21 protein-coding genes are annotated in these 25,459 nt (G+C 71.7%); 5 read left to right on the forward strand and 16 right to left on the reverse strand.

Annotated features, from left to right (window positions below; genetic code table 11):
- Positions 1 to 20: 20 nt before the first annotated feature.
- Positions 21 to 767, forward strand: a complete 747-nt coding sequence (locus AC4BEG_RS06970; protein WP_490705033.1) for an SIR2 family NAD-dependent protein deacylase — start codon at positions 21 to 23, stop codon at positions 765 to 767.
- Between the two features lie 19 nt (positions 768 to 786).
- Here the strand turns inward: AC4BEG_RS06970 and AC4BEG_RS06975 are convergent, their stop codons facing one another.
- Positions 787 to 1,323: a methylated-DNA--[protein]-cysteine S-methyltransferase gene (locus tag AC4BEG_RS06975; protein ID WP_490705034.1), complete on the reverse strand. Its 537-nt coding sequence runs from the start codon at positions 1,321 to 1,323 to the stop codon at positions 787 to 789.
- A 155-nt stretch (positions 1,324 to 1,478) separates the two neighbouring features.
- Positions 1,479 to 2,954 carry an AlkA N-terminal domain-containing protein gene (locus AC4BEG_RS06980; protein WP_490705035.1) on the reverse strand — a complete coding sequence of 492 codons (1,476 nt, stop codon included), beginning with the start codon at positions 2,952 to 2,954 and terminating at the stop codon, positions 1,479 to 1,481.
- Positions 2,955 to 3,095: 141 nt separating this feature from the next.
- Here AC4BEG_RS06980 and AC4BEG_RS06985 point away from each other — a divergent pair, with 141 nt between their 5' ends.
- A complete protein-coding gene (locus AC4BEG_RS06985) occupies positions 3,096 to 3,491 on the forward strand; it encodes a CU044_2847 family protein (protein WP_490705036.1) in 396 nt (131 codons plus the stop codon).
- An 87-nt stretch (positions 3,492 to 3,578) separates the two neighbouring features.
- A complete protein-coding gene (hemC, locus tag AC4BEG_RS06990) occupies positions 3,579 to 4,514 on the forward strand; it encodes a hydroxymethylbilane synthase (protein ID WP_201879613.1) in 936 nt (311 codons plus the stop codon).
- A 39-nt stretch (positions 4,515 to 4,553) separates the two neighbouring features.
- Here the strand turns inward: hemC and AC4BEG_RS06995 are convergent, their stop codons facing one another.
- From AC4BEG_RS06995 to ggt, 9 genes are all read right to left on the reverse strand, one after another.
- Positions 4,554 to 5,963: a phytoene desaturase family protein gene (locus tag AC4BEG_RS06995; protein ID WP_490707004.1), complete on the reverse strand. Its 1,410-nt coding sequence runs from the start codon at positions 5,961 to 5,963 to the stop codon at positions 4,554 to 4,556.
- Between the two features lie 47 nt (positions 5,964 to 6,010).
- Entirely contained in the window at positions 6,011 to 6,838 is an 828-nt protein-coding gene (locus AC4BEG_RS07000) for an inositol monophosphatase family protein (RefSeq protein ID WP_490705037.1), read from the reverse strand.
- A gap of 129 nt (positions 6,839 to 6,967) precedes the next feature.
- Entirely contained in the window at positions 6,968 to 8,494 is a 1,527-nt protein-coding gene (locus AC4BEG_RS07005; protein WP_490705038.1) for an NCS1 family nucleobase:cation symporter-1, read from the reverse strand.
- 312 nt (positions 8,495 to 8,806) lie between these two features.
- On the reverse strand, positions 8,807 to 9,808 hold the full coding sequence (locus AC4BEG_RS07010; protein ID WP_490705039.1) for a TIGR03842 family LLM class F420-dependent oxidoreductase: 1,002 nt from the start codon (positions 9,806 to 9,808) through the stop codon (positions 8,807 to 8,809).
- A 22-nt stretch (positions 9,809 to 9,830) separates the two neighbouring features.
- Positions 9,831 to 11,234: a dihydropyrimidinase gene (hydA, locus tag AC4BEG_RS07015; protein WP_490707005.1), complete on the reverse strand. Its 1,404-nt coding sequence runs from the start codon at positions 11,232 to 11,234 to the stop codon at positions 9,831 to 9,833.
- Positions 11,231 to 12,559, reverse strand: coding sequence for an aspartate aminotransferase family protein (locus AC4BEG_RS07020; protein WP_490705040.1), 1,329 nt, complete (start codon positions 12,557 to 12,559; stop codon positions 11,231 to 11,233). Before AC4BEG_RS07020 ends, hydA begins: the two co-directional genes overlap by 4 nt.
- Entirely contained in the window at positions 12,556 to 13,398 is an 843-nt protein-coding gene (locus tag AC4BEG_RS07025) for a nitrilase-related carbon-nitrogen hydrolase (RefSeq protein WP_490705041.1), read from the reverse strand. Before AC4BEG_RS07025 ends, AC4BEG_RS07020 begins: the two co-directional genes overlap by 4 nt.
- Positions 13,399 to 13,559: 161 nt before the next feature.
- On the reverse strand, positions 13,560 to 14,978 hold the full coding sequence (locus AC4BEG_RS07030; RefSeq protein WP_490707006.1) for a hypothetical protein: 1,419 nt from the start codon (positions 14,976 to 14,978) through the stop codon (positions 13,560 to 13,562).
- 172 nt (positions 14,979 to 15,150) lie between these two features.
- Positions 15,151 to 16,950 (reverse strand): gamma-glutamyltransferase, encoded by a 1,800-nt coding sequence (ggt, locus tag AC4BEG_RS07035; RefSeq protein WP_490705042.1) that lies wholly within the window; start codon positions 16,948 to 16,950, stop codon positions 15,151 to 15,153.
- Between the two features lie 238 nt (positions 16,951 to 17,188).
- Between ggt and AC4BEG_RS07040 the strand changes: the two genes are divergently transcribed.
- Together AC4BEG_RS07040 and AC4BEG_RS07045 are read left to right on the forward strand one after the other, a co-directional pair.
- Positions 17,189 to 17,944 (forward strand): hypothetical protein, encoded by a 756-nt coding sequence (locus tag AC4BEG_RS07040; protein WP_490705043.1) that lies wholly within the window; start codon positions 17,189 to 17,191, stop codon positions 17,942 to 17,944.
- 223 nt (positions 17,945 to 18,167) lie between these two features.
- On the forward strand, positions 18,168 to 19,814 hold the full coding sequence (locus AC4BEG_RS07045; protein ID WP_490705044.1) for a CocE/NonD family hydrolase: 1,647 nt from the start codon (positions 18,168 to 18,170) through the stop codon (positions 19,812 to 19,814).
- 32 nt (positions 19,815 to 19,846) lie between these two features.
- Here the strand turns inward: AC4BEG_RS07045 and AC4BEG_RS07050 are convergent, their stop codons facing one another.
- The 5 genes from AC4BEG_RS07050 to AC4BEG_RS07070 all read right to left on the reverse strand — a co-directional run bounded on the left by AC4BEG_RS07050 (position 19,847) and on the right by AC4BEG_RS07070 (position 25,438).
- Positions 19,847 to 20,707 carry an amino acid ABC transporter permease gene (locus AC4BEG_RS07050; protein WP_490705045.1) on the reverse strand — a complete coding sequence of 287 codons (861 nt, stop codon included), beginning with the start codon at positions 20,705 to 20,707 and terminating at the stop codon, positions 19,847 to 19,849.
- On the reverse strand, positions 20,704 to 21,348 hold the full coding sequence (locus tag AC4BEG_RS07055) for an amino acid ABC transporter permease (protein ID WP_490705046.1): 645 nt from the start codon (positions 21,346 to 21,348) through the stop codon (positions 20,704 to 20,706). The genes AC4BEG_RS07050 and AC4BEG_RS07055 overlap by 4 nt, the downstream gene beginning before the upstream one ends.
- 9 nt (positions 21,349 to 21,357) lie before the next feature.
- On the reverse strand, positions 21,358 to 22,275 hold the full coding sequence (locus AC4BEG_RS07060) for a glutamate ABC transporter substrate-binding protein (RefSeq protein WP_490705047.1): 918 nt from the start codon (positions 22,273 to 22,275) through the stop codon (positions 21,358 to 21,360).
- A gap of 17 nt (positions 22,276 to 22,292) precedes the next feature.
- Positions 22,293 to 23,039, reverse strand: a complete 747-nt coding sequence (locus tag AC4BEG_RS07065) for an amino acid ABC transporter ATP-binding protein (RefSeq protein ID WP_490705048.1) — start codon at positions 23,037 to 23,039, stop codon at positions 22,293 to 22,295.
- Positions 23,040 to 23,167: 128 nt separating this feature from the next.
- Entirely contained in the window at positions 23,168 to 25,438 is a 2,271-nt protein-coding gene (locus tag AC4BEG_RS07070; RefSeq protein ID WP_490705049.1) for a protein kinase domain-containing protein, read from the reverse strand.
- Positions 25,439 to 25,459: the final 21 nt, after the last annotated feature.

The raw sequence follows: 25,459 nt of genomic DNA on the forward strand, positions 1-25,459 counted from the left end.
GGCTGCGTACGCTCGGCGGCATGAGCAGCGAGACACAGCACCGGCCCCTGGTGGCGATCCTGAGCGGGGCGGGCATCTCCACGGACTCCGGGATCCCCGACTACCGCGGCCCGCAGGGGCTGTGGCGGCAAGACCCGGAGGCCGAGAAGCTCGTGACGTACGACTACTACATGACCGACCCGGAGATCCGGCGCCGCTCCTGGCAGATGCGGCGCGGCAGCAAGGCGATGCACGCCCGGCCGAACGGGGCGCACGAGGCCGTGGTGCGGCTGGAGCGGTCCGGGGTGCCGGTCCGGGTGATCACCCAGAACGTGGACGGACTGCACCAGCTCGCCGGGCTGCCCGCGCGCAAGGTGCTCGAACTGCACGGCACCGCACGGGTCGTCCAGTGCACGGTCTGCCACGCGCGCTCGGCGATGGCGGACGCGCTGGAGCGGGTGGAGTCCGGCGATCCGGACCCGGCGTGCGAGGAGTGCGGCGGGATCCTGAAGTCGGCGACGGTGATGTTCGGGCAGAGCCTGGACCCCGAGGTGCTGACCGAGGCGGTCGCGGTGGCGCGGGCCTGCGAGATCTTCATCGCGGTCGGCACCAGCCTCCAGGTGCAGCCCGCGGCCTCCCTCGCCGGGATGGCGGCGGAGAGCGGCGCCCGGCTGATCATCGTCAACGCCGAGCCGACCCCGTACGACGAAATCGCGGACGAGGTCGTCCGCGACCCCATCGGTGAGGCGCTTCCGGCCCTGCTGGACCGGATCGCGGCAGGCGGCTGACGCGGCGCGCCGCGCCGCGTCAGCCCACGAGGTCCCAGATGCCGACGAGTCCGGATCCGCTCTCGAAGTCCAGGAGCCGGCGCTTGCGGTCGAGGCCGCCGCCGTAGCCGGTGAGGCTGCCGGAGGAGCCGACGACACGGTGGCAGGGGACGATGATGCCCACCGGGTTCTTGCCGTTGGCCAGACCGACGGCACGGGACGCGGTGGGCTGCCCGATGCGGTCGGCGAGCTGCCCGTAGGAGAGCGTCTCGCCGTACGGGATACGGCACAGCTCCTCCCAGACGCGCCGTTGGAAAGGCGTACCGGTCAGCTTCAGGGGCAGGTCGAAGTCGGTCAGGTCGCCCGCGAAGTAGGCGGCGAGCTGACGGGCGGTCTCGGTGAACGGTGCGTCGTCGGGGTCGCCGGGCGCGCCGAAGCTCTCCTCGGGCGGGCGGTGCCGCTGCTCGGTCATGTAGAGACCGCTGAGCACAGCGCCGGTGGCGACCAGGGTGAGCGGGCCGCAGGGGCTGTCGATGACGGTGTGGGTGATCGCCGTCGTGCGGGTGGTCGTGGTCATGGTCGGTGTCTTCCTCGGGTGGTTGCTGGGGCTGTTCCTGAGGGCTGATCCGGGGCCTTCTCAGGGCGTTCGCGAGGGCTTCCCGCAAGCTTCCCGGGGGGTGGTGGAATCCCCCGGGCGCGCCGGGAGCTCGGGATCCCCTGCCCTTCCCTGCCTCAGGGCGTCGGCAGCCGGTTGATCGCATGCGTCTCGTCCGTCGCCCACAGGTACTGGACGGCGTACGCCCGCCACGGCCGCCACCGCGTGGACCAACGGGTGAGGGCTCCCGGGGTGGCGGGCATGCCCAGGTGCCCGGCCGCCCTCCGTACCCCGAGGTCGGTCGGGACGAACGCGTCCGGGTCGCCGAGCGCGCGCATCGCGATGACCTCGACGGTCCACGGGCCGAGGCCGGGCAGCGCGGCGAGACCGGCACGGGCCTCGTCCCAGTCGGTGCCGACGCCGAGCGCGACACGGCCCTCGGCGAGGGCGTCGATCAGACCGGTGAGCGTGGCGCGGCGGGTGCGCGGCATGGCCAGTGCCTCCGGGTCGAGTCCGGCCAGGGCCCGTGCGGTCGGGAAGAGATGGGTCAGTCCGCCCGCCGGGTCCGCCACGGGCTCGCCGTGGGCGGTCACCAGACGGCCCGCGTGGGTACGGGCCGCCGCCGTGGACACCTGCTGGCCGAGGACGGCGCGCACCGCGAACTCCTCGGCGTCCACCGTGCGCGGCACCCGCCGCCCCGGGGCCTTGTCGACCAGCGGGGCGAGCTGCTCGTCGGAGCGCAGCAGTTCGTCCACGGCGGCCGGGTCGGCATCGAGGTCCAGCAGGCGGCGGCAGCGGTTGATCGCCCCGGCCAGGTCCCGCAGATCGGCGAGCGAGAGCTGACAGGCGATGTGGTCCGGGCGCGGGCTCAGGGCGACCACCCCGGGCCCGTACGGCAGCCGCAGCGTGCGCCGGTAGGCGCCGTCGCGCCACTCCTCCACACCGGGGACCGCGGTGGCGGCCAGATGTCCGAAGAGGTTGTCCGGGCACAGCGGCGCCCGGAAGGGCAGCCGCAGGGTCAGCGCGCCGGGGACGGCGGACTGCGGACCGCTTCTGGCCCGCTGCCGCAGCTCGGTCGGGGTGAGCGCGAAGACCTCGCGCACGGTCTCGTTGAAGGCACGGATGCTGGCGAACCCGGCGGCGAAGGCGATGTCGGCCATCGGCAGCGGGCTGGTCTCGATGAGCAGCCGCGCGGTCTGCGCCCGCTGGGCGCGGGCCAGCGCCAGCGGCCCCGCGCCCAGCTCGGCGAGGAGCTGGCGCTCGATCTGGCGGGTGCTGTAGCCGAGCCGCGCGGCAAGACCCGGCACCCCGTCCCGGTCCACCACGCCGTCCGCGATCAGCCGCATGGCGCGGGCCACCAGGTCGGCGCGCTCGTTCCACTGCGGAGAGCCGGGGCTGGCGTCGGGACGGCACCGTTTGCAGGCCCGGAATCCGGCCTGCTGGGCGGCGGCGGCGCTGGGGTAGAACCGCATGTTCTCGGGCTTCGGACCGACGACCGGGCAGCTCGGACGGCAGTAGATACCGGTGGTGACGACGGCGATGAAGAACCACCCGTCGAAGCGGGCGTCTTTGGCCTGCGCCGCGCGCAGGCACCGGTCGGTGTCGGTGTGCATGTCTCAAGCATCCGCCGACGGATGGGACGGTGCTCGCGGAAATCCGACATGGACGTCGGCCGGGGACGGAGCCGCCCGTCCGACGAGGGATGTTGTGTGAAACGGGCAGACCGGGGGCGCCGGGGTCGGCATCATGGCCATGTGACGGACTACGCCGAGATCCCGCTTCCCGATGGCACCCCCGTACGCCTCGAGCTGACCCCCGTGGCCACCGCCAACGGCAGCCCCGAAGCCGGTACGACGGCGGCGGACCCGCTGCCCGGCGGGTTCGGCGGGGTGACACCGGTGTCCCGGGCCCGGCGTCCGACCACGGTGCTGGTGACGGAGGGGCTGCGGACCGTACTGCGGCCGCTGGGCCCGCTGTTGCAGGAGGTCCATGACGCGGTGTCCGCCGCGCCGAACCCGCCCGACGAGATCCAGGTGCAGTTCGGGGTGCAGGTCGGCCAGGACCTCAAACTGGGCATCGTCGGTGCCAACGGACAGGCCAGCATGACGATTTCCGCCACCTGGCAGCTCTCGCGGCCCCGTACGGCCTGACCGCCGCAGTCCGGCACGGACGTGCGGCTCGTCACCCCGTCCGCATCGTGGTCAGGCAGTCGGCCCGGACGCCCTATCGTGTACGCCATGTCGTCCACCGACCTCATCCGCATCGTCTCCCGTTCCTCCCCCATGGCCCTGGCCCAGGTCGAGCGGGTCCGCGCCGAGCTCGCGGCCCTCCACCCCGGAATCCGTACCGAAGTCGTGCCGGTCACCACCTCCGGCGACCGGTGGATGGGCGATCTGTCGAAGCTGGGCGGGAAGGGCGCGTTCACCAAGGAGGTCGACGCGGCGCTGCTGGCGGGCGAGGCCGATCTGGCCGTGCACTGCATCAAGGACGTCCCCGCCGACCGGCCGTTGCCCGCGGGCACCGTCTTCGCCGCCTACCTCAAGCGGGACGACATCCGCGACGCCGTGATCCACCCTGAGGGGCTGACCCTCGACCAGATGCCCGAGGGCGCCCGGATCGGCACCTCCTCGGTGCGGCGGGTCGCCCAACTCGCCGTCACCCACCCGCATGTCCAGTGCGTGCCGATGCGCGGCAACGCCAACCGCCGGCTGGAGAAGCTGGACGCGGGCGACGCGGACGCGCTGCTGCTGGCCGTCTCCGGGCTGGAGCGCATCGGCCGTACCGACCGGATCAGCGAGATCCTTTCCGTCGACACCATGTGCCCGCCGATCGGGGCCGGGGTGCTCGGACTCCAGTGCCGGGAGGACGACACCGCCACGATCGAGGCCGTCTCCGGGCTCGGTGACACCGACGCGTGGAAGGAGGTCACCGCGGAGCGGATGCTGCTGCATGTCCTCCAGGGGCACTGCAACTCCCCCATCGCGGGCTTCGCCAAGGCCGAGCGCGACGGGCGCCTGTCGCTGCGCGCCCGGGTGTTCAGCCCGGACGGCAAGACGGTGCTGGACGCCCATGAGTGGGCGGGCCCGCTGGACCCGGCCACCCTGGGCACCTCGGTGGCGGTGGCGCTGCTGCGCCAGGGCGCCCGCGAGGTCATCGACACCATTCCGCACTGACGGACCGGGGGCACGGCGGTCATCGCCGTGCGGACGGTGCTACCGCCGCTGCCGCAGCCTCCGCCACACCGCCCGCGCCGCATGGTGCCCGGACATCCCGTGGACGCCCGGACCGGGCGGGGTGGCCGAGGAGCACAGGAAGACGGCGGGGTGCGGGGTGGCGTACGGAACGCGGGCCAGCCGGGGCCGTATCACCGCCTGGATGCCCTCGAAGGCACCACAGGCGATGTCGCCGTCCACGTAGTTGGCGTTGCGCGCGGCCAGTTCGGGCGGTCCGGCCACCGCACGGGCCAGGACGAGATCGCGGAAGCCGGGCGCGAAGCGCTCGATCTGCCGCTCGATGACCTCCGTGGCATCGCCCTTCCAGCCGCTGGGCACATGGCCGTAGACCCAGAAGGTGTGCTTGCCCTCGGGGGCCCGGGAGGGGTCGAGCAGGGAGGGCTGGGCACTGATCAAGAATGGCACGCTCGGATCGCGGCCCTCGGTGGCCGCCCGAAGCGCCGCGCCGATCTCGCCCGCGGTGGGGCCGATGTGGACGGTCCCGGCGCGGCGGGCGTCGGGCGCGGTCCACGGCACCGGGCCGTCCAGCGCGTAGTCGATCTTGAAGACGGAGGCCCCGTAGCGGTAGCGGCCGAAGGCGTTGCCCAGTCCGGCGATCCGGGCCAGCGCGGTGGGCGAGGTGTCGAAGACATACGCGCGGGCGGGCGGCAGCTCGTCGAGCCGTTTGACGGGGGTGCCGACATGGATCGCGCCGCCCTGCTCCCGCAGATACGAGCCGAGGGCGTCCGCGATGGACTGGGAGCCGCCGCGCGGCACCGGCCAGCCGACCTCATGGGCGGCGATCGCGAAGATCAGCGCGGGGCCCGCCGTGGTGAGGGCGCTGGTCGGCGCGATGGCATGTCCGGCGAGCCCGCTGAACAGGGCCTTCGCCTTCTCGTCGCGGAAGCGGCGGGTGAGGAGGGCGACGGACTGGAGGGCGTGCAGCCCGAAGCGGACCCAGGTGACCGGGTCGCGCGGCACCCCGTCCCACTGGGTGCGCAGGATGTCGGGGGCGAAGGTGTGCCAGGTGCCGAGGTAGGGCGCGATCAGCCGCCGGTAGGTCCCGGCGTCGCGCGGTCCGAGCGACATGGCCGTCTCGCCGACCGAGCGGGCCAGCACCGCGGCGGAGCCGTCCGGGAAGGGGTGGGCCAGCGGCAGCTCGGGGTGCAGCCACTCCAGGCCGTGCCGGGCCAGCGGCATCCGGTCGAAGGCCGGGGAGCCGACCGCGAGGGGATGCACGGCGGAGCAGGGGTCGTGGCGGAAGCCGGGGAGGGTGAGCTCTTCGGTGCGGGAGCCGCCGCCGATCGTGTCGGCCGCTTCGAAGACCTCCACCGCACAGCCGCGGCGGGCGAGTTCGACGGCCGCGGTCAGCCCGTTCGGTCCGGCACCCACCACAACCGCGTCGAGCATCGACGGCACGTCGGCCTCCTCCTCGCCTGTGAGGATCAGTGAAACGATCAGCCGGCCGTGGCCAGCAGGCCCAGGATATGCCGTACGGTCGCCTCGTCCCGGGCCGCTGCGAAAGGAAGGGCGTTTCCGCCGGTGATACGGAACGGCTCGCCGGTCAGTGTGGCGCTGGCGCCGCCCGCCTCGGCGACCAGCAGCAGCCCCGCGGCGTGGTCCCAGGCGTTCTCCCAGGTGAAGGCGAGGGCGTCGAGCTCACCGCGGGCCACCTTCAGATACTCCAGACCGGCCGAACCGCAGGGCCGCGGCCGGGCGCCCGGGGTGGCCAGACCGGACAGGGCACGCTTCTCCGCGTCCGTGGTGAAGTCGTAGTGGGAGATGGCCACTTCGAGGACCGTGCCGGGCTCCGGGGAGCCGGAGCGTATCGGCTCGCCGTTGAGCCAGGCACCCTGGCCGCGCCGGGCCACGGCCATCTCGTCCAGGGCCGGGGCGAAGGTCCAGGAGGCCAGCAGTTCACCGTGGTGGGCGAGGGCGACGAGGGTCGAGAAGCCCGGGTCCCCGTGGACGAACTGCCGGGTGCCGTCGACCGGGTCGACGATCCACACCGGGGCGTCTCCGCCGAGCGCGTCGAGGACCGAGGGGTCGGCGTGCACACCCTCCTCGCCTACGACGGCCGAGCCGGGCAGCAGGCTGGTCAGGGATGCCGCCAGATGCTCCTCGGCCAGCCGGTCGGCGGTGGTGACGAGGTCGTGCGGGCCGTTCTTCTCGACGATCTCGTGATCGCCGAGCTGCCGGAAGCGCGGCATGATCTCGGCGGCGGCCGCCTTGCGGACCGCCTCCTCGACCGCGGAGAGATCACCCGCGAGAAATTGCTCGATCATGCGCTCATCGAACCATGTCGCTCCGACAGCCGGTGGACCGGCGGCGGCCGGACGGTGACACCCAGGTGAACCCCCTGACCGCCCCTGACCGCCCCTGACCGCCCGTCGGAGACCCGGGGGATTCGGGCGTCAGCCGGTGCGGTGCCGGGCGGCTCCGGGCAGCATCAGCGCGGTGTAGAGCACCAGGGACGCCCCGAGCCCGACCGCCCAGCCGTAGTCGGCCAGCGGCTGGAGGAACGGAATCATCCCGTCCTGCGGGAACGGGCCCTTCCCGGGCTGGGAGTACGAGCCGCCCACCGCGAGCACCCCGCCGACCGCGAAGGCGACCACGGCCCGCCAGTTCCAGCCGGAGGTGTACCAGTAGCGGCCACCGGGCCGGTAGAGATCGGCGAGGTCCAGCACCGTACGACGGATGATCCAGTAGTCGGCGATCAGCACCCCGGCGACCGTGCCGAGCAGGCCGCCGACCACCCCGAGCCAGGTGAAGATGTACAGCTCCGGGGTGGAGGTGAGCTTCCACGGGAAGATCACCACACCGACGATGCCGGTGATCAGCGCCCCGGTGCGGAAGGTGATGAGCTTCGGCGCCAGATTGGCCAGATCGTAGGCCGGCGAGACGACATTGGCCGCGATGTTCACCGAGATGGTGGCGATCAGCACCGTCACCAGCGCGAAGAGCAGACCGAAGACATTGTCCGTCTTGCCCGCGAGTGCCACCGGGTCCCAGATGGCCTCGCCGTAGACGGCCTCGGAGCCCGAGGTGACGAGGACCGACAGCAGGGCGAAGGCCGTCATGGTGGTGGGCAGGCCCAGCGACTGGCCCCACACCTGTGCCCGCTGGCCCGCGCCGAAGCGGGTGAAGTCGGGGATGTTGAGGGAGAGGGTGGCCCAGAAACCGATCATGCCCATGAGGGCGGGGAAGAAGACGGGCCAGAAGTCGCTGCCCCAGCCCAGCTTGGAGGGCTGGTCGAGCAGCGAGCCGAAACCGCCCGCCTTGACGGCTATCCAGACCAGCAGCACCACGGCCCCGACGAGCACGAAGGGCGCGGCCCAGTTCTCGAACCGCCTCAGGGTCTCCATGCCCCGGTAGATGATGGCCAGTTCCAGCGCCCAGAAGACGATGAAGCACAGCCACAGGGTCCAGGGGTAGCCACCGATCTCCCCGGCCTTCGCCCAGCCGCCGCCGAAGACCTTGCCCAGCAGGACGTAGATGCCCTGTCCGCCGATCCAGGTCTGGATCCCGAACCAGGCGCAGGCCACGGCGGCCCGGATCAGCGCGGGGAGGTTGGCGCCGCGCAGTCCGAACGAGGCGCGTGCCAGCACCGGGAACGGGATGCCGTACTTGGGCCCGGCGTGGCCGGTGAGCAGCATCGGCAGCAGCACGATGACATTGGCCAGGGCGATGGTGAAGACGGCCTGCTTCCAGTCCATGCCGAGGGCGACCAGACCGGAGGCGAGGGTCCAGGAAGGGATGTTGTGGGCCATGCCGACCCACAGCGCGGTGAAGTTGTAGGTGGTCCAGCGGCGTTCGGCCACCGGCACCGGGCGCAGATCCTCGTTGCTGAAGCGGCTGTCGGCCAGGGAGGTGCCGGGCAGCAGCTCGACGCGGCCGTCGGGGTGGGTGGTCTGGGCGGGGGGAGGTGCGGTACCGGTCATGACGACCCTGTTCGTTCGAGATGGGGAGAGGGGAAACGCGGGGCGCGGAGAAGGGAACGCGGCCGTGCGCGGCTCTTAGGCCCTGTCCTGCCGATCTTCGCGGGCCCGCGACGCCTGGCACCGCGCCTCGCCGCGTTGTCGGGATCTTCCGAGTACGCCCAGTACGAGGACGACCCTCCGCCTTGCGATCCACGGCACCAGACGCCGCGGCCTGATCCACGAAGATCGACAGGACAGGACCTAGGCCACGGTCGGCCGGACAAGGGGGAGAGAACCGCGGACCGGCCTGAACCGACCGGCCCGCGGAAGGAGTTATCCGGCGAGGGCGGGGATGATCCGCTCGCCGTAGGCGTCGATGGTCGACTCCTTGGCGTCGTGCATCGCGTAGATGGCGAACTGGTCGACGCCCAGCGACCGCAGCCGCTCCAGCTTCTCGATATGCGCCTCCGCCGGGCCCAGCAGACAGAAGCGGTCCACGATCTCGTCGGGGACGAACGCGGTGTCGGGGTTACCGGTGCGGCCGTGGTGGCTGTAGTCGTAGCCCTGCCGGTCCTTGATGTACGCGGTCAGGGACTCGGGGACGGCCGCCGAGTGCGCGCCGTAACGGGAGACGAGGTCGGCCACGTGGTTGCCGACCATCCCGCCGAACCAGCGGCACTGCTCACGGGCGTGGGCGATGTCGTCCCCGACGTACGCGGGCGCGGCGACGCAGATGGTGACCGCGTCCGGGTCGCGCCCGGCCTCGGCGGCGGCGTCCCGCACCGCCTTGACCATCCACTCGGTCAGGAACGGATCGGCCAGCTGGAGGATGAAGCCGTCGGCCTTCTGCCCGGTCAGCGCCAGTGCCTTGGGGCCGTAGGCGGCCATCCACACCGGGAGCCGGCCGTCCTTGATCCACGGGATGCGCAGCGGGTTGCCGTCCACGACCGCCTCGCGGCCCTCGGCCAGATCGCGGATGGTGTCGATGGCCTCGCCCAGCCGGGCGAGGGTGTTGGGCTTGCGGCCCGCCACCCGCATCGCGGAGTCGCCGCGGCCGATCCCGCAGACCGTGCGGTTGCCGTACATGTCGTTGAGGGTGGCGAAGGTGGAGGCGGTCACCTCCCAGGTGCGGGTGCCGGGGTTGGTGACCATCGGGCCGACGATCAGCCGCTCGGTGTGTTCCAGGATGCGGCTGTAGATGACGAAGGGCTCCTGCCACAGCACGGCGGAGTCGAAGGTCCAGCCGTAGCGGAAGCCGTTGTTCTCGGCGCGTTGCATCAGGTCGACCACCCCTGACGCGGGCGGATCCGTCTGAAGGACGAGTCCGAAGTCCATGCTTGCTCCAGGTTCGGGGTGTTCAGGAGAGGTACTGACAGGTGGCGCGCGGCACATACCGGCCGTGTCCGGCGCGGCCGGTGTACTCCCGCTGGTCGATGACGGTGGTGCCGCGCGACAGCACGGTCCGGACCTGTCCGGTGATCTGCTTGCCCTCGTACGCCGAGTAGTCGACGTTCATGTGGTGGGTCTCCACCGAGAGGGTCTGTTCGGCGCCCGGATCGTAGATGACCACATCGGCGTCGGCCCCGGGGGCGATGGTGCCCTTCTTCGGGTAGAGGCCGAACATCCGGGCCGGGGTGGCGCAGGCGATCTCGATCCAGCGGCGGCGGGAGATATGGCCGTCCACCACGGCCTGGTGGAGCAGATCCATCCGGTGCTCCACACCCGGCATTCCGTTGGGAATCTTCGAGAAGTCCCCGCGGCCAAGCTCCTTCTGACCGCTGAAGCAGAAGGGGCAGTGGTCGGTGGAGACGACTTGGAGGTCGTTGGTGCGCAGGCCCCGCCACAGCGCCGCCTGGTGCTCCCGCGGCCGCAGCGGAGTGGAGCACACGTACTTGGCGCCCTCGAAGTCCGGTTCGGCGAGGTTGTCGGTGGACAGGAAGAGGTACTGCGGACAGGTCTCGCCGAAGACCGGCAGCCCCTTGTCCCGGGCCTGGGTCAGCTCGGCGACGGCCTCCTCGGCGGAGACGTGCACCACGTACAGCGGGGCGCCGGCCACCCGGGCGAGCTGGATGGCGCGGTGGGTGGCCTCGGACTCCAGCAGCGCCTTGCGGACCTCACCGTGGTAGCGGGGGTCGGTCCGGCCCTCGGCGAGGGCCTGTTCGACCAGGACGTCGATGGCGATGCCGTTCTCGGCGTGCATCATGATCAGCCCGCCGTTGTGGGCGCCGCGCTGCATGGCGCGCAGGATCTGGCCGTCGTCGCTGTAGAAGACGCCCGGATAGGCCATGAACAGCTTGAAGCTGGTCACGCCCTCCTCCACCAGCAGATCCATCTCTTTCAGCGACCCCTGGTCGACATCGGAGAGGATCATGTGGAAGCCGTAGTCGATGGCGCAGTTCCCGCCCGCCTTCAGATGCCAGGCGTCCAGGCCCTCGCGCAGCGCGTGGCCCTTGGTCTGGATGGCGAAGTCGACGATGGTGGTGGTGCCGCCCCAGGCCGCGGCCCGGGTGCCGGTCTCGAAGGTGTCGGCGGCGAAGGTGCCGCCGAAGGGCATCTCCATATGGGTGTGCGGATCGACCCCGCCGGGGATGACGTACTTCCCGGTGGCGTCGATGGTGCGGTCGGCGGTCCAGCCGCGGGCGCACTCGCTGTCGGACGCGGCCAGGGCCACGATCTTCTCGTCCTCGATCAGGACGTCGGCGTGGGTCTCCTCGGCGGCGGTGATGACAAGCCCACCACGGATCACGGTACGGGGCATCAGCTCGCACTCCTTCCGGACTGGGTGGCCTGGAGGGCGGCCTCGAGGATCTCCGCGCCCTCCTCCGCCTCGGCGACGGTGAGGCTGAGCGGCGGGGCGATACGCAGCACACTGCTGTTGTGCGCGCCGCCCTTGCCGATGAGCAGTCCGCCCTCGCGGGCGGCCTCCAGGACGGTGGAGGCGGCCTCGGGGGACGGCCGGTCGGTGCCCGGCTCGACCAGTTCGATGCCGATCATCAGACCCCGGCCGCGTACGTCGCGGACGGTGTCGAGACCGACGGTCGCGGCCCGCAGCCGCTCGATGAGCAGTCCGCCGACGCGCCGCGCATTGCCCTGGAGGTCGTGTTCGACCAGGTGGTTGAGGTTGGCGAGGCCCGCGGCCATGGTGACCGGGCTGCCGCCGAAAGTGGAGATGGAGTTGGCGTCCAGGCAGTTCATGACCTCCGCGCGGGCGACCACTCCGCCGATGGACATGCCGTTGCCGATGCCCTTGGCGAAGGTGAGGATGTCCGGCGGCCCGGATCCCTCATGGGCCTGCCAGCCCCAGAAGTGGTCACCGGTGCGGCCCCACCCGGTCTGCACCTCATCGGTGATCCACAGGATGCCGTGCCGGTCGAGCACCTCGCGGAAGGCGGCGAACAGTCCGTCGGGCGGCGAGGTGAACCCGCCGACGCCCTGGATCGGTTCGGCGATCAGGGCGGCGACATTGCCGTGCGCCTGGCCGAGGATGTCCTCGAGGTCGTTCACACACGCCTGGATGAACTCGGCGTCGCCGAGGTCGGCGAAGGGTCCCCGGCCGCGCACCCCGCCGTGGACGTACAGGGTCTGCAACGGGGACAGGCTGGTCGGCGACCAGGAGCGATTGCCGGTGATGCCCACCGCCGAGAACGACCGGCCGTGGTAGCTGTTACGCATCGCCAGGATCTGGTTGGAGCGGCGGTGGGTGGTGGCCAGCAGCAGGGCGGTGTCATTGGCCTCGGTGCCGGAGGTGGTGAAGAAGACCCGCGCGTCGGGGATGCCGGACAGGGCGGCGACACGCTCGGCCAGGTCCACCATGGGGCGGTCGAGGTAGAGCGTGGAGCTGTGCAGGATCCGGCCCGCCTGCTCGCTGACCGCCTTGGTGACCTCGGGCAGGGCGTGGGCGGTCATCGTGGTGAGGATGCCGCCGAAGAAGTCGAGGTAGCGGTTGCCCTCGGCGTCCCAGACGTGCCGCCCCTCGCCGTGGGTGATCTCGATGGGCCGCTGGTAGTACAGGGCCAGCCAGTCGGGCAGCACGGCCCGGTGGCGCCGGTGCAGCGCGGCGTGGACGCCCGAGGGCTGCTCACTCATGGCTTCACCAGCCCCTCGTAGGCGTCGGGCCGTCGGTCGCGGTAGAAGGCCCACTGCTGGCGCACCTCGTCGATGACATCGAAGTCGAGGTCCCGGACGATCAGCTGCTCCTCCTTGTCACTGGCCACCTCGCCGACGAACTGGCCGCGCGGATCGACGAAGTAGCTGGTGCCGTAGAAGTCGTTGTCGCCGTACTCCTCCACACCCACGCGGTTGATCGCCGCGATGTAGTACTCGTTGGCGACGGCCGCGGCGGGCTGTTCCAGCTGCCACAGATACGCGGACAGACCGCGGGAGGTCGCCGAGGGGTTGTAGACCAGTTGGGCACCGGAGAGCCCCAGCTCCCGCCAGCCCTCGGGGAAGTGCCGGTCGTAGCAGATGTAGACGCCGACCTTGCCGACGGCGGTGTCGAACACCGGCCAGCCCATGTTGCCGGGCTTGAAGTAGTACTTCTCCCAGAAGCCTTTGACCTGGGGGATGTGGTGCTTGCGGTACTTGCCGAGGTAGCTGCCGTCCGCGTCGATCACGGCCGCGGTGTTGTAGTAGAAGCCCGACTGCTCGACCTCGTAGACCGGCACCACGATCACCATCCCGGTCTCCCGGGCCAGCTCCCGCATCCGCTGGACGGTCGGCCCGTCCGGCACCGGTTCGGCCCACCGGTAGTGCTCCGCCTCCTGCACCTGACAGAAGTACGGGGCGTTGAACACCTCCTGGAAGCCGATCACCTTGGCGCCCTGGGCGGCCGCCTGCCGGGCGTACTCCTCATGCTTCGCGATCATCGATTCGGTATCGCCGGTCCATGTGGCCTGGACGAGCGCGGCACGTACGACATTGGCCATGATCAGCTCCTTCACAGCAGTGCTCCGGAGGGTGTATCCCCGTCGTCAACCTGTGTCTACGCACGTAGAATCCGGCTGTGCTGAAGAACGTAGAAGCGCACTGACCACTCTGGCAATACCGCCGCCGTTACTCAACGAAGACGTTCAGTTTTCGCGTTGTGTCAGGCCAGACCGGCCACACGAAGTGCTAGTGCAAGATCGTGATGACTGCTGGAGGACACCCGGTCCGCGGCGTCGAGCAGCAGCGGCACCAGAATGGCCGGATCCGCACCGGCCGCGCCCGCCGCGTCCTCCGGGCTCCGGGCCCGCACCAGCGCCCGCAGCAGCAGGCCCGCCTCATCGTCGGCACCCGCCTCGAGCAGCGCCAGCGCGGTGTGCGCGATCTCCTCGACCGGCCGGGAGACGCTCTGCCGCAGCAGCCGCTCACCGTCGGCCTGACGACCCGCCCTCATCAGGGCCTCCGCGGCGGCGGCCAGCCTCGGGGGCGGCAGACACGCCATTTCCCAGAGCAGGGTGGCCACATCCGCGCCGAGTCCGGCGCGCTCCAGCTCCGCCGCGAGCACCGGCAGCCGCGGGGCGGGCCAGGCGGCGGTTTCGCACAGCACCACATGGGCCTCGCCGCCACGCCCCTGCGCCCGCAGTCCGCCGAGCCGGGTCACGGCCTCGGCGGCGGCGCGGTGTGCCTCGCCGCGCCGGGCCGCCTCCCGTACGGCGGCGCTCTCCTCCCGGCGGCCGCGGCGGTGGCGCCGGAGGCCGTCCACGGCGCCGTACGCCCCGGCGAACCTGGCGCCCCGGGGTGTCGCCGGCGCGTCGGCCACGGGCTGTGCCCCGGGGTCCGCCACGGGGGCCGGGTCCGGGAGCAGCGGCCCGGCCGCTCCCCCGGCTCCCGCCGCGTCGGCGTCGGGCTCCACCCCGGCGAACCGTGCGCCACGGGGGCGGCGGGTACGGGCGGGCGGAGGTGCGGGCGGGGCGGACGCGGGGCGCTCGGCGGGTGGCTCCGGTGGCACGGGCTGGGCCTCGCCCGTGGCACCGGCGCGCGCCCCTTCCGGCCCCGGGGGACGGTCGGGCCCGGCGGCAGGGGGCAGTGCGTCGAGGCGGGCGCGCAGTTCCTCGCAGCGGGCGGTCGCCCGCTCCCAGTCGTCGTGCGCCCACGCCAGATCGGCGGCGAGGCCCTCCCGCGCCGTGGTGTCCCCGGCGGTGTGCACGGCCTCCCGGAGACGGCGTTCCCGCCGGGCCGCGCGCCGCTGTTCGCCGAGCATCGCCTCCAGCCGGTCCTGGAGCGCCGCGCGCCCACCGACCTCGACGTCGTAGACGATGACCGACGCCCGGTAGAGGGTGGCGGCGCGGGCCGCGGCCTCCCGTGCCGCCTCCGGGCCGTGCCGGGCGGAGAGGTCCTGGAGCAGCGCCTGGACCACATCCCAGGGCGGCACCTCATGACCGTCCAGACAGGCTTGCAGACCCTCGGGGTCGCGCCGCGCGAAGACGCCGTACCACCCCGCCTCCCGGTCCAGCCGCCGTGTCAGCGCACGCAGGAAGTCCGCGAACTCCCCGATCGCGGCTGGGAGTTGCCCGCCCGACATCGCCACCCCTCTCCCCTCGCACCCTTCACCCCATGGCCCGCATTCGACACCCCGCGTGTTACGGAACCGGTTACGGGCGTGCTACGGACAGTTTTCCGGGTGCGCACACAGCAGCCGAACGTGCCGGCGCGCGATCGCCGCCGCACGGCAGGCCAAGCGGAGCCGGGGGCCGTCAGCCGGGGCTGACCACCATCGCCGAGCCGCCGCCCCGGCGTACCGTCTCGGCCGCGGCCAGCCAGCGGCCGCCGGACAGCCGCTGGACGCCGGTCGCGGCGCCGATCTCCGGGTTCTGCTTGAAGGAGTGGCCGAGCGCCTCCAGTTCCGCGCGCTCGGGGCTGTTCCACAGCCCCGGTTCCAGTTCGGTCCGGTCGGCGTTGCGCTGGCTGGCGCGCGGTGCGGCGATGGCGTCGACCAGCGGCATTCCCCGGTCGAGATGGTTGAGCATGGTTTGCAGCACGGTCGTGATGATGGTCGCGCCGCCGGGTGAGCCGAGCGCCAGCACCGGCTTGTTGTGCTCGAGCACGATCGTCGGCGACATCGACGAGCGGGGCCGCTTCCCCGGGCCCGGCAGGTTCGGGTCGTGGACGGCCGGGTCGGCGGGCGCGAAGGAGAAGTCGGTCAGCTCGTTGTTGAGCAGGAAGCCGCGGCCGGGGACGGTGATCCCGCTGCCGCCGGTCTGCTCGATGGTGAGGGTGTAGGCGACGACGTTGCCCCACTTGTCGGCCACCGTGAGATGGGTGGTGTTCTCGCCCTCGTAGGTGGTGGGGGCGGCGTGGCCACGGGTGTCACAGGCACCGGGCCCGGCCGGGCGGTTCGGGTCGCCGGGCTTCACCGGGCTCTTGAGCACCGCGTCCGGCTTGATCAGGCAGCCGCGGGAGTCCGCGAACCGCTGCGAGGTGAGTCCCTTGGTGGGGACGTCCTCGGCGGCGGGGTCACCCACCCACCGTCCACGGTCGGCGAAGGCTATCCGGCTGGCCTCGATGTAGCGGTGCAGGTAGTCGCGCTCGCTGAGCTGGGAGAGGTCGGTCTTCTCCAGGATGTTGAGCGCCTCGGCCACGCTGGTGCCGCCCGAGGACGAGGGCGCCATGCCGTAGACGTCCAGGCCCCGGTAGCCGGTGCGGGTGGGCGCCTGCCGCTTGGTGGTGTACGCCCGCAGGTCGCGGGCGGTCAGATCGCCGGGCCGCACGGTGCGCTCGGCCTTCGGGTCCACCGGGGGCTTGCGCACCGTGTCGACGATGTCGCGGCCCAGCTCGCCCTTGTAGACCGCGCCGGTGCCCTTCTTGGCCAGCAGGGCGTAGGTGCGGGCGAGATCGGGGTTGGTGAAGGTGGCGCCCACCACCGGCAGCTTGCCGCCGGGCAGGAACAGCTCGGCCGAGGCCGGGAAGTCCTTGAAGCGGGCCTCGTTGTCGGCCGTCTGCTGACGGAAGGTGGGGTCCACGGTGAAGCCGTCGCGGGCCAGCCGCTCGGCGGGCTTCAGCACCTGCGCCAGCGGCTCGGTGCCCCAGGCGCCGAGGGCGTCCTCCCAGGTGGCGGGGGTGCCGGGGGTGCCGACGCTCAGTCCGCTGGTGACCGCGTCGGCGAACGGCAGCGGCTTGCCGTCCTTGTCGAGGAACAGGCTCTTGTCGGCGCTGAGCGGTGCGGTCTCCCGGCCGTCCAGCGTGTACACCTTGTGCTTCTTGGCGCTGTAGTAGACGAAGTACCCACCGCCGCCGACACCCGCCGAGTACGGCTCGGTGACCCCGAGCGCGGCGGCGGTCGCGACCGCCGCGTCGACCGCGTTCCCGCCGTGCCGCAGCACGTCGATCCCGGCCGCCGAGGCGTCGGCGTCCACGCTGGAGACCGCGCCGCCGTAGCCCTCGGCCACCGGGGTCTTGGCGGGGGTGCCGGGCTTCGCGGCGTCCGCCGGACCGCTCTGCGCCGCCCCGGCCGGGGCGATGCCGAGCACCGCGGCCAGCGCGGCCGCTGCGGCCATCGCGGGCAGCCGACGCCGGGGCGGTACGGCGCCGGACGTGGTGGACGTGGTTGACGATGCGGCTGGTCGCGCGGTGGGCCCCATCCATACCTCCAAGCGGACGACAGGGCCGGAGCCTACCGGTGCCCGACGTGGTCACGACAGGGGGCCGCTCGTCCCCGCCGGTCAGGACGGACGACGGGTCCCCCATAACCCCGGCCTCGAACACCCACCCGGTTCGCCGCTACGATGCGCGGCCATGAACGACACCCTGCAGGACCTGATCGCCTCCGCGGCGGCTCTGATCGTGGGCCTGGCCCTCGGCTGGGCCGTGCACTCGGCGCTGGTGCGCCGTAAGCGCGCCCGCGAGCAGCGCTTCTTCGGCCTGCCGGACGGCTCGGAGTGTGTGCTGGTCACTCATCGGGACAGCACCTCGGCGCACTGGAGCATTCCGCGCCATGACGCGCTCGCGCTGCTCGGACTCGCCTCCGTCGTGGAGATCTGCGGCGCCCACCCCGAGGTCGCACCGCATGACACCGGGTTGCAGGGGTTCGGCGCGCGGACGGAGTTCTGCATCGGCGACCCCATAGCACACCGCAGGCTGGCCGCCCATCTGTCGAATCTGCTGCCGGGGGTGACCGTGCGTCCGGGCGATGAGTCCGGGGCGGACCGCGGCACCTTCACCATCGGCGGCACCGCCTACCGCCCCGAACCGGGCGCGGTCGAGTACGTCCTGCTGGCCCGGCTGACGGCGGGCGAGGGCGAGCGTCCGGTGTTCCTGGCCGCCGGGCAGCGCCCGGTGACCCATCGCGCGGCGGTCAACCATCTGGTGCGCAACCGCGCCCGGCTGGCCCGTAAGTACGGGGCGCAGGGCTCGTTCTGTCTGCTGCTGAAGGTGGTCAACTCCCAGGCGTACGGCCCGGATGTGGTCGAGCTGGTGGCCGATGTCACCAAGGCCGCGACCTCCGCGCCGGTGGGGTCGCGGGCCGCGGCCAAGGCCGCCAAGGAGGGCTGAGCGCGGCCCACCCGAGGAAGTTTCGCGGGGCCGGACCCGGACGGGGTCCGGCCCCCGGGCAACGCCCCGAACCGCTCCCGGCCCCGGCAGCCAGGAGCGGCTCCTATCGTTACCCAGGCGTAACTTATCGCACCATTACCAGAGGTAACAACCCGGGTTACCGTCAAGTCACTTGAGCGCGCGCTCCCTTTGCCCCCCACGGCATTCCCCACAGGAGCGACAAGTGACCCCTGCCCGCAAATACCTGCGCGCGGCGGCGGCCGCCGCCGTCTCGGCGACCGTGCTGGCCGGTGCCACCTTCGGCCCCGCCGCCACGGCACCGGCCGCGGCCGCCGAACCGGCGAGCGCCGTCGCGGCCGCCTCGTCGGCCTCGTCCGCCTCGGCTGCCTCGTCCGGGTCGTCGGCATCCTCGACATCCGTACGCTTCGTCGACATCCCCGGCGACGGCGGCGTGTCCCTCGCCGCCAATGTGGTCGCCCCGGCCGACGCCGGCGCCGGGCACCGCTATCCGCTGGTGGTCCTGCCCACCAGCTGGGCCATGCCCCAGGTGGAATATCTCGCCCAGGCCAGAAAGCTGGCCGAGTCCGGCTATGTGGTGCTCAGTTACAACCCCCGCGGCTTCTGGCAGTCCGGCGGACGGATCGAGACGGCCGGGCCGCCCGATGTCGCCGACGCCTCCAAGGTCATCGACTGGGCACTGGCCCACACCGGCGCCGACCCCGGCCGCATCGGCATGGCCGGGGTGTCCTACGGCGCCGGGATCAGCCTGCTCGCCTCGGCATTCGACCCGCGTGTCAAGGCCGTTGTGGCGATGAGCGGCTGGGCGGACCTGATCGAGTCCATCTACAGCGAGCGCACCCAGCACCGCCAGGCCGCCGGTCTGCTCGGCGGGCTGGGAACGCTGACCGGCCGTCCGAGCGAAGAGATGCAGCAGATGCTCAAGGACTTCCTCGGCTCCAACATGGCCAGGGAAAAGGACTTGATCGAGTGGGGCCGTAAGCGCTCCCCCGCCACCTACCTCGACCGCATCAACGCCAACGGCGCGGCCGTCATGCTGGGCAACGCCTGGGGCGACTCCATCTTCCCGCCCAACAGTTACGCCCGCTTCTACGAGAAGCTCACCGGGCCCAAACGGCTGGAGCTGCGGCCCGGCGACCATGCCACCCCCGAGCTCACCGGGCTGCTGGGCCTGCCCAACGACACCTGGGACCATTCCCGCCGCTGGCTGGACCGCTATCTCAAGGGCGACCGGAACGGCATCGACCGCGAGCAGCCGGTCCAGCTCGCCTCGCGGACCAAGGACGGCTACGAGGGCTATCCCAGCTGGTCGGCCGTGCCCACCGGCCACCGCCGGCTCGCCCTGGACAGCACCGAGCAGATCAGCGCCGACCACAACTCCGGCGCCGACGGCGGCACCGCGATCCTCAGCGGCGCCCTGGACCAGTTCCTCAAACTCCCGCCGCTCGCCTCGATCCCGCTGCTGCCCCGCTCCTACGCGGCCGTCTGGCAGAGCGCGGCTTACGCCACCGAGCAGCGCATCCGCGGCACCGTGACCCTGCACACCACCGTGAGCAGCAACAAGTCCAGCGGTACGGCGGTGGCGTACCTCTACGACGTCGGCGCGCTCGGCGTCGGCAAGCTCATCACCCACGCCCCCGTCACCTTCCACGACCGCACCCCGGGAACGCCGTTCGGCGTGGACCTGGAGCTGTTCTCGACCGCCTACGACCTCCCGGCCGGACACCGGCTGGCCCTGGTCGTCGACGCCAAGGACCCGCTCTACAACGAACACAACCCGGACGGGGCACGGCTCACCTTCTCCTCGCCCGCGGACGACCCGTCATCGCTGTCGGTACCGGTCCGCGAGTGATCCCGCTCCCCTGATCAGGTGCCGCCCCCGTGTCAGGTGCGGGTGTCGCCGGGCATGGGGGCGGCCGGTTCGGGGGCGGCGACCTTCACCTGACCGGTCTTCACACTGCGCCGCTCCCGCTTCGCCACCCAGTTGGCGAACCACGACAGCAGCATGCACATCCCGATGTAGATCGGCGAGATCACCATCACCACCGGAATGAACGGAAGGTCGTAGTCGAGATTGGACGCGATGAGCTTTCCGGCGTGCAGAAACTCCTCGTAGGTGATGAGGAAGCCGAGCGAGGTGTCCTTCAGGGCCACCACCAACTGGCTGATGATGGCGGGCAGCATCGCGCGTACGCCCTGGGGCACCAGCACGTACGTCATCACCGCCGTCTTCCGCATGCCGAGGGAGTACGCCGCCTCGCGCTGGCCGCGGTCCACCGCGTTGACCCCCGCGCGGAACACCTCTGCCAGCACCGAGCCGTTGTACAGCGTCAGCCCGGTGACCAGCGCGGGCAGCGGCTGCACCTTCAGCGCCACAAACACAAAGAAGATCATCACCAGCACGGGCATCGCCCGGAAGAACTCCACCACCAGCGTGGACAGCCAGCGCACCGGACGGTGCTCCGACAGCCGCCCGGCGGCCAGCACGGCGCCCAATGCCAGCGAGAACACCGCGGCCAGAGCGAACGCCTTGAGGGTGTTGGCGAGCCCGCGCAGCAACAGCTCCTGGATGCCCTTGTACTCGAAGGGCATCCACTTCTGGTACGCGAACTGGCCGGTCTCGACCAGGAGATGGACGATCCAGGCGACCAGCGCCAGCAGCACGGCCGTGGCCGCGATCCCGTAGATGCGGTGGCGGCGCCGCGTCCGCGGCCCGGCCACATCGTAGAGGGCGGTGGTGGTCATCGCGGCACTCCCCAGCGCTTCTCCAGAACGGCGAAGATCGCGCTGATGGCCAGCGTCACGATCAGATAGCCGACGGCGATCCAGATGAAGGTCCAGATGATGCTGTAGCCCATCTCGTTGAGCGGCTTGTAGGTGCCCAGCAGCTCGGTGACGCTGAACGACCCGGCGATCGCGGAGTTCTTGGCGAGCGCGATCAGGGTCGAGCCGATCGGCGGGATGACCGAGCGGAACGCCTGCGGCAGCACCACCGCGCCCAGCGTCTGCTCGAACGTCATCCCCAGGCTGCGCGCGGCCTCGCCCTGTCCGACCGGCACCGTGTTGATGCCCGAGCGCACCGCCTCGCAGATGAACGCCGAGGTGTAGCAGCCCAGTGCCAGCACCGCGAAGGTGGTGAACGGCAGCACCAGGCCGAAGCGCGGCAGCCCCAGCATCACCGCGAAGAACAGCAGGGTCAGCGGGGTGTTGCGGAGCACCGTCACCCATACGGTGCCGAAGGTCCGCAGCGAGGCCACCGGCGCCACCCGGAACGCGGCCATCAGGATGCCCACGGCCAGGGCGAGCAGCGAGGCGTACACGGTCAGTTCGACCGTGCCGAGGAACCCCTTGCCGTAGAGGGCGAAGTTTTCGGTGAGCACATACATACGGCGGCCTCAGCGCGTCTGGTAGCGGTCGATGGGCGGCGGCTTGGGGGCGGGCACCCCGGACAGCCCGAGGGTCGCGTTGTACGCCTTCTTCCAGTCGCCGTTGCGCTCATGGATCAGGAGCGCCTCGTCCAGCGCGAAGCGCAGCGCGTTGTCCCCCCGCGGCACCCCGATGCCGTACGGCTCCTTGGAGAACGGCTTGCCCACCACCTTCAGCTCCTCCGGGACCTTGGCCGCGTAGCCGAGCAGGATCACGTTGTCGGTGGTGACCGCGTCGACCTGATAGCTCAGCAGGTTGTCCACGCAGACCGAGTAGGTGTCGTAGGCCACCGCGCGGGCCTTGGGGTAGTCGGTCTGGATCCGCTGGAGCGGGGTCGAACCGGCCGCCGAGCACACGGCCTTGCCCGCCAGGTCCTGGGGGCCGTGGATGTCGTGCTCGTCGGTGCGCACCAGCAGCGACTGTCCCGCCATGAAGTACGGCCCGGCGAAGCCCACCAGGCGCTTGCGCAGCGGATTGATGGTGTAGGTGCCGACGTAGTAGTCGATCTGGCCGTTCTGGAGCGCGGTCTCCCGGTTGGCCGAGGCGACGGTGCGGAAGCGGATCTGGCTGGGCTTGAAGCCCAGCGACGCCGCCATCATCTTGGCGATCTCGATATCGAAGCCGGAGTAGCGGCCGGTGGCCGGGTCCTTCTCGCCGAGATAGGGCTGGTCCTCCTTGACCCCGACGGTGAGATGGCCACGCCGCTCGGCCCTGCGCCAGGTCGGCGACGCCGGCAGCCGGAAGCCGGTGTTCACCTCGTACGTGGGCAGTTGCCCGGCCTTCGGCCCCTTGGCGGGCGGGCTGCCCTCCTTCCCGCACCCGGCCGCCGCCGGAAGCAGGGCGAGAGCCAGGGCCAGGGCGGCGATCGCCCGGCGGATGCGCCTCATCTCCGTCACCACCCGGCTCAGTGCTTGAGGATCTTGGAGAGGAAGTCCCGGGCCCGCTCGGTCGCCGGTGCCGCGAAGAACTCCTCCGGACTGCGGTCCTCCACGATCCGGCCGTCGGCCATGAACACCACCCGGTTCGCGGCATAGCGCGCGAAGCCCATCTCATGGGTGACGACCACCATCGTCATGCCCTCGCGGGCGAGCTGGCGCATGACCTCCAGCACCTCGTTGATCATCTCCGGGTCCAGCGCCGAGGTCGGCTCGTCGAAGAGCATCACCTTCGGATCCATCGCCAGCGCCCGCGCGATGGCCACCCGCTGCTGCTGACCGCCGGAGAGCTGCGCGGGATACTTGTCGGCCTGATCCGTGAGCCCCACCCGCTCCAGCAACTCCCGCGCCCGGCGCTCCGCCTCCTGCCTGCCGCGCTTGCGGACTTTCTGCTGGGCGAGCATCACATTGGCCAGCACGGTGCGGTGCGCGAAGAGGTTGAACGACTGGAAGACCATCCCCACCTCGGCCCGCAGCTGCGCCAGCTCCTTGCCCTCCTCGGGCAGCGGTCTGCGGTCCACGGCGATGGCGCCGGACTGGATCGTCTCCAGCCGGTTGATCGTCCGGCACAGCGTCGACTTCCCGGAGCCGGAGGGCCCGATGACCACGACCACCTCACCGCGGCCGACGGTGAGGTCGATGTCCTGGAGCACATGCAGCGCGCCGAAGTACTTGTTGACCTCACGCAGCTCGATCAACGGTTCGCCGACGGCCATACCCGGCCCCACCCACTTTCGCCTGTGTCGCGTCAGCGCAAGCTATCCAGACAAAAGCGGCACTTCGCTGATGACACGCAAACCGAAGGGTGGATAACCCTCGATCGAGACCGGTGGGGAGCGGCGCCTCAAGGCATCGCGCCGGAGACCACCGTGCCGTCGTCGAAGACGAGATACAGCACCCCGCCGCTGCCGAGCACCAGGGGTTGGGTCGCCTTCAGGGGGTCCTCGGGCGACGGCCAGCCCGGGTAGCTGATCGGTGCCCCGGCCGGCCGTCCATCAGCGGCGGAAAAGGCGCGCAGTCCCGTCCGGTCGATGACCAGGAACCGGTTCCCGTGCATCAGCACCGTGTCCTGCCCGGTGCCGTTCCGCCTGGTCCAGCGTGTCTTCCCGGTCGACAGGTCGATACCGCGCAGGGTCACCCTGTCGTCGGTGCCACCGGCGTCGGCGGTGCGGGTGACCGCGGTCCCGCGCGCGCTCGCCGTCACGATGGCGCCCGGCACGGTGTGCAGCGTCTTGAGCGTGCGGGCGTCGCGCACCGTCGTGGTGCCCTGGAAGGTGTCGCAGTAGAGCCGGTCGCCCCTCACCACCAGCGGGGAACAGGGCGCCGCCTCGCCCGTTTCCCGGCCGTCGGCGATGTCGAGCGCGACTCCATGGGTGTTGCCCTGGGCGTACAGCCGGTCACCCGCCAGTTCCATGCTCTGTGGGAAGACACCCCGGTGGACCTTCTCCCAGAGCCGTTGTCCGCCGGCGGCCCGGTAGGCGCGGAAGAGCATGCTGGAGCTGGTGCCCGCGCCCGACGGCCCCTCGTAGACCACGTACACCACACCGTTCGCCGCGGCCGCCCTCGCGGGCTCGTATCCGGCGGCGCCGGGCCAGTGGGACACGGGCTTGCCGTTGGTGAGCCGCAGGCCCACGATGCCGTCGCCCTCGGCGGTGTAGACGACGTCACCGCCGATGACGGGGTAGAAAAGGCTCGTGCCCTGTTCCGTGCGTCCGCCCTTGTCCTCATAGCGCCAAACCCGCTTGCCGGTGGCCGCCTCCAGCACCTCCACTCCCCCGGAGACGCCGCACATCAGGAAGGCGCCCGACAGCTGGCATGCGGTGGGCGAGCCGTCCGACAGCCGGGCGTGCCAGGGCGACCAGTCCGCGGGCCGCCGTTTGTGATCATCGGCCAGCTCCACGGCCCGGGCGCCGATGTCCGTACGGCCCGTCACCACCGGCCCGGCCGCGGGCGGCGCGGCGGCAGCCGCATCGGAGCTGCCGCGGTCGTCGTCCAGCCATCCGGGAAGCAGGGCGGATATCAGTATCCCGGCCGTCAGCGCCGCCGCCCCGGCCAGGGCGATGACGATCGCACGCGGCCTGCGCCGTTCGTCCGGAGCGGGATCCGGCGGCGGCACAGCGGGCATGGTCGGCCCGTGCCACGGCGGAGCCGAGGGCGGGGCCGCCTGAAGCACCCGGTCCGCCTCTTCGCCATAGCTCTCGATGAGCCGGGCGATCCCCTCGGGCCAGAGGAAGGGCCCGGTCCTGCGGGCCGGCTCCCGCCCCGGCCTGCTGTCGGCGGCCGAGGCGTCGAGGGAGCGGATCAGGGCGTCCGGCGTCGGCCGCGCCCCGGGATCCCGGTCCAGGCAGGTCGCGACGACCTCGCGCAGATCGTCCGGTACGCCGTCGAGGTCGGCCTCGCCCCGGGCCACACGGTGGATGACGGCGGCCAGTTCCTCGTCGTCGAACGGGCCCGCGCCACGCGCGGCGAGGCACAGCAGCGCGCCGAGGGCGAAGACGTCCGTGGCCGCCGTCACCGGCCGGCCGGTCATCAACTGCTCGGGCGACATGAAGCTTGGCGAGCCGATCGCCACCCCGGCCGTGGTCAGCGCCGTGGCGTCGTACGCCTGGGCGATGCCGAAGTCGATGATCTTCGGCCCATCGGCCGTCAGAAGCACGTTCGCGGGCTTCAGATCGCGATGCAGCACCCGCGCGCCGTGGATGGTGCGCAAGCCCCGTGCCAGATCCGCGCCCATGGCCCGCACGGCCGCCGCCGGGAGCGGGCCGCACCGGGCCACCGCCTCGTGCAGCGAGGGGCCGACCACGTACTCGGTGGCCAGCCAGGGCGGGGCGGCGGTTGGGTCGGCGTCCACCAGCGCCACGGTATGGGGGCCGCGCACCGCGCGGGCCGCCTCCGCTTCGCGCCGGAAGCGGATGCCGAACTCCCGGTCCCCCGCCAGATCCTGGCGCATGGTCTTGACGGCGACCAAGGAGGAGAAGGCGTCACCGGCCGAGCCGTGCGCAGCGCCCTGGGGGACGGCGAGGTACACCGTTCCCATGCCGCCCGACCCCAGTCCGGCCAGCACTCGGTACGGGCCGATCCGGCGCGGGGCGTGCTCGTCGAGGGGTCGCAGCACCGCTCCCTCGTCTCCTCTCCT

The sequence above is a fragment of the Streptomyces sp. JLBJ103 genome, assembly GCF_058215575.1.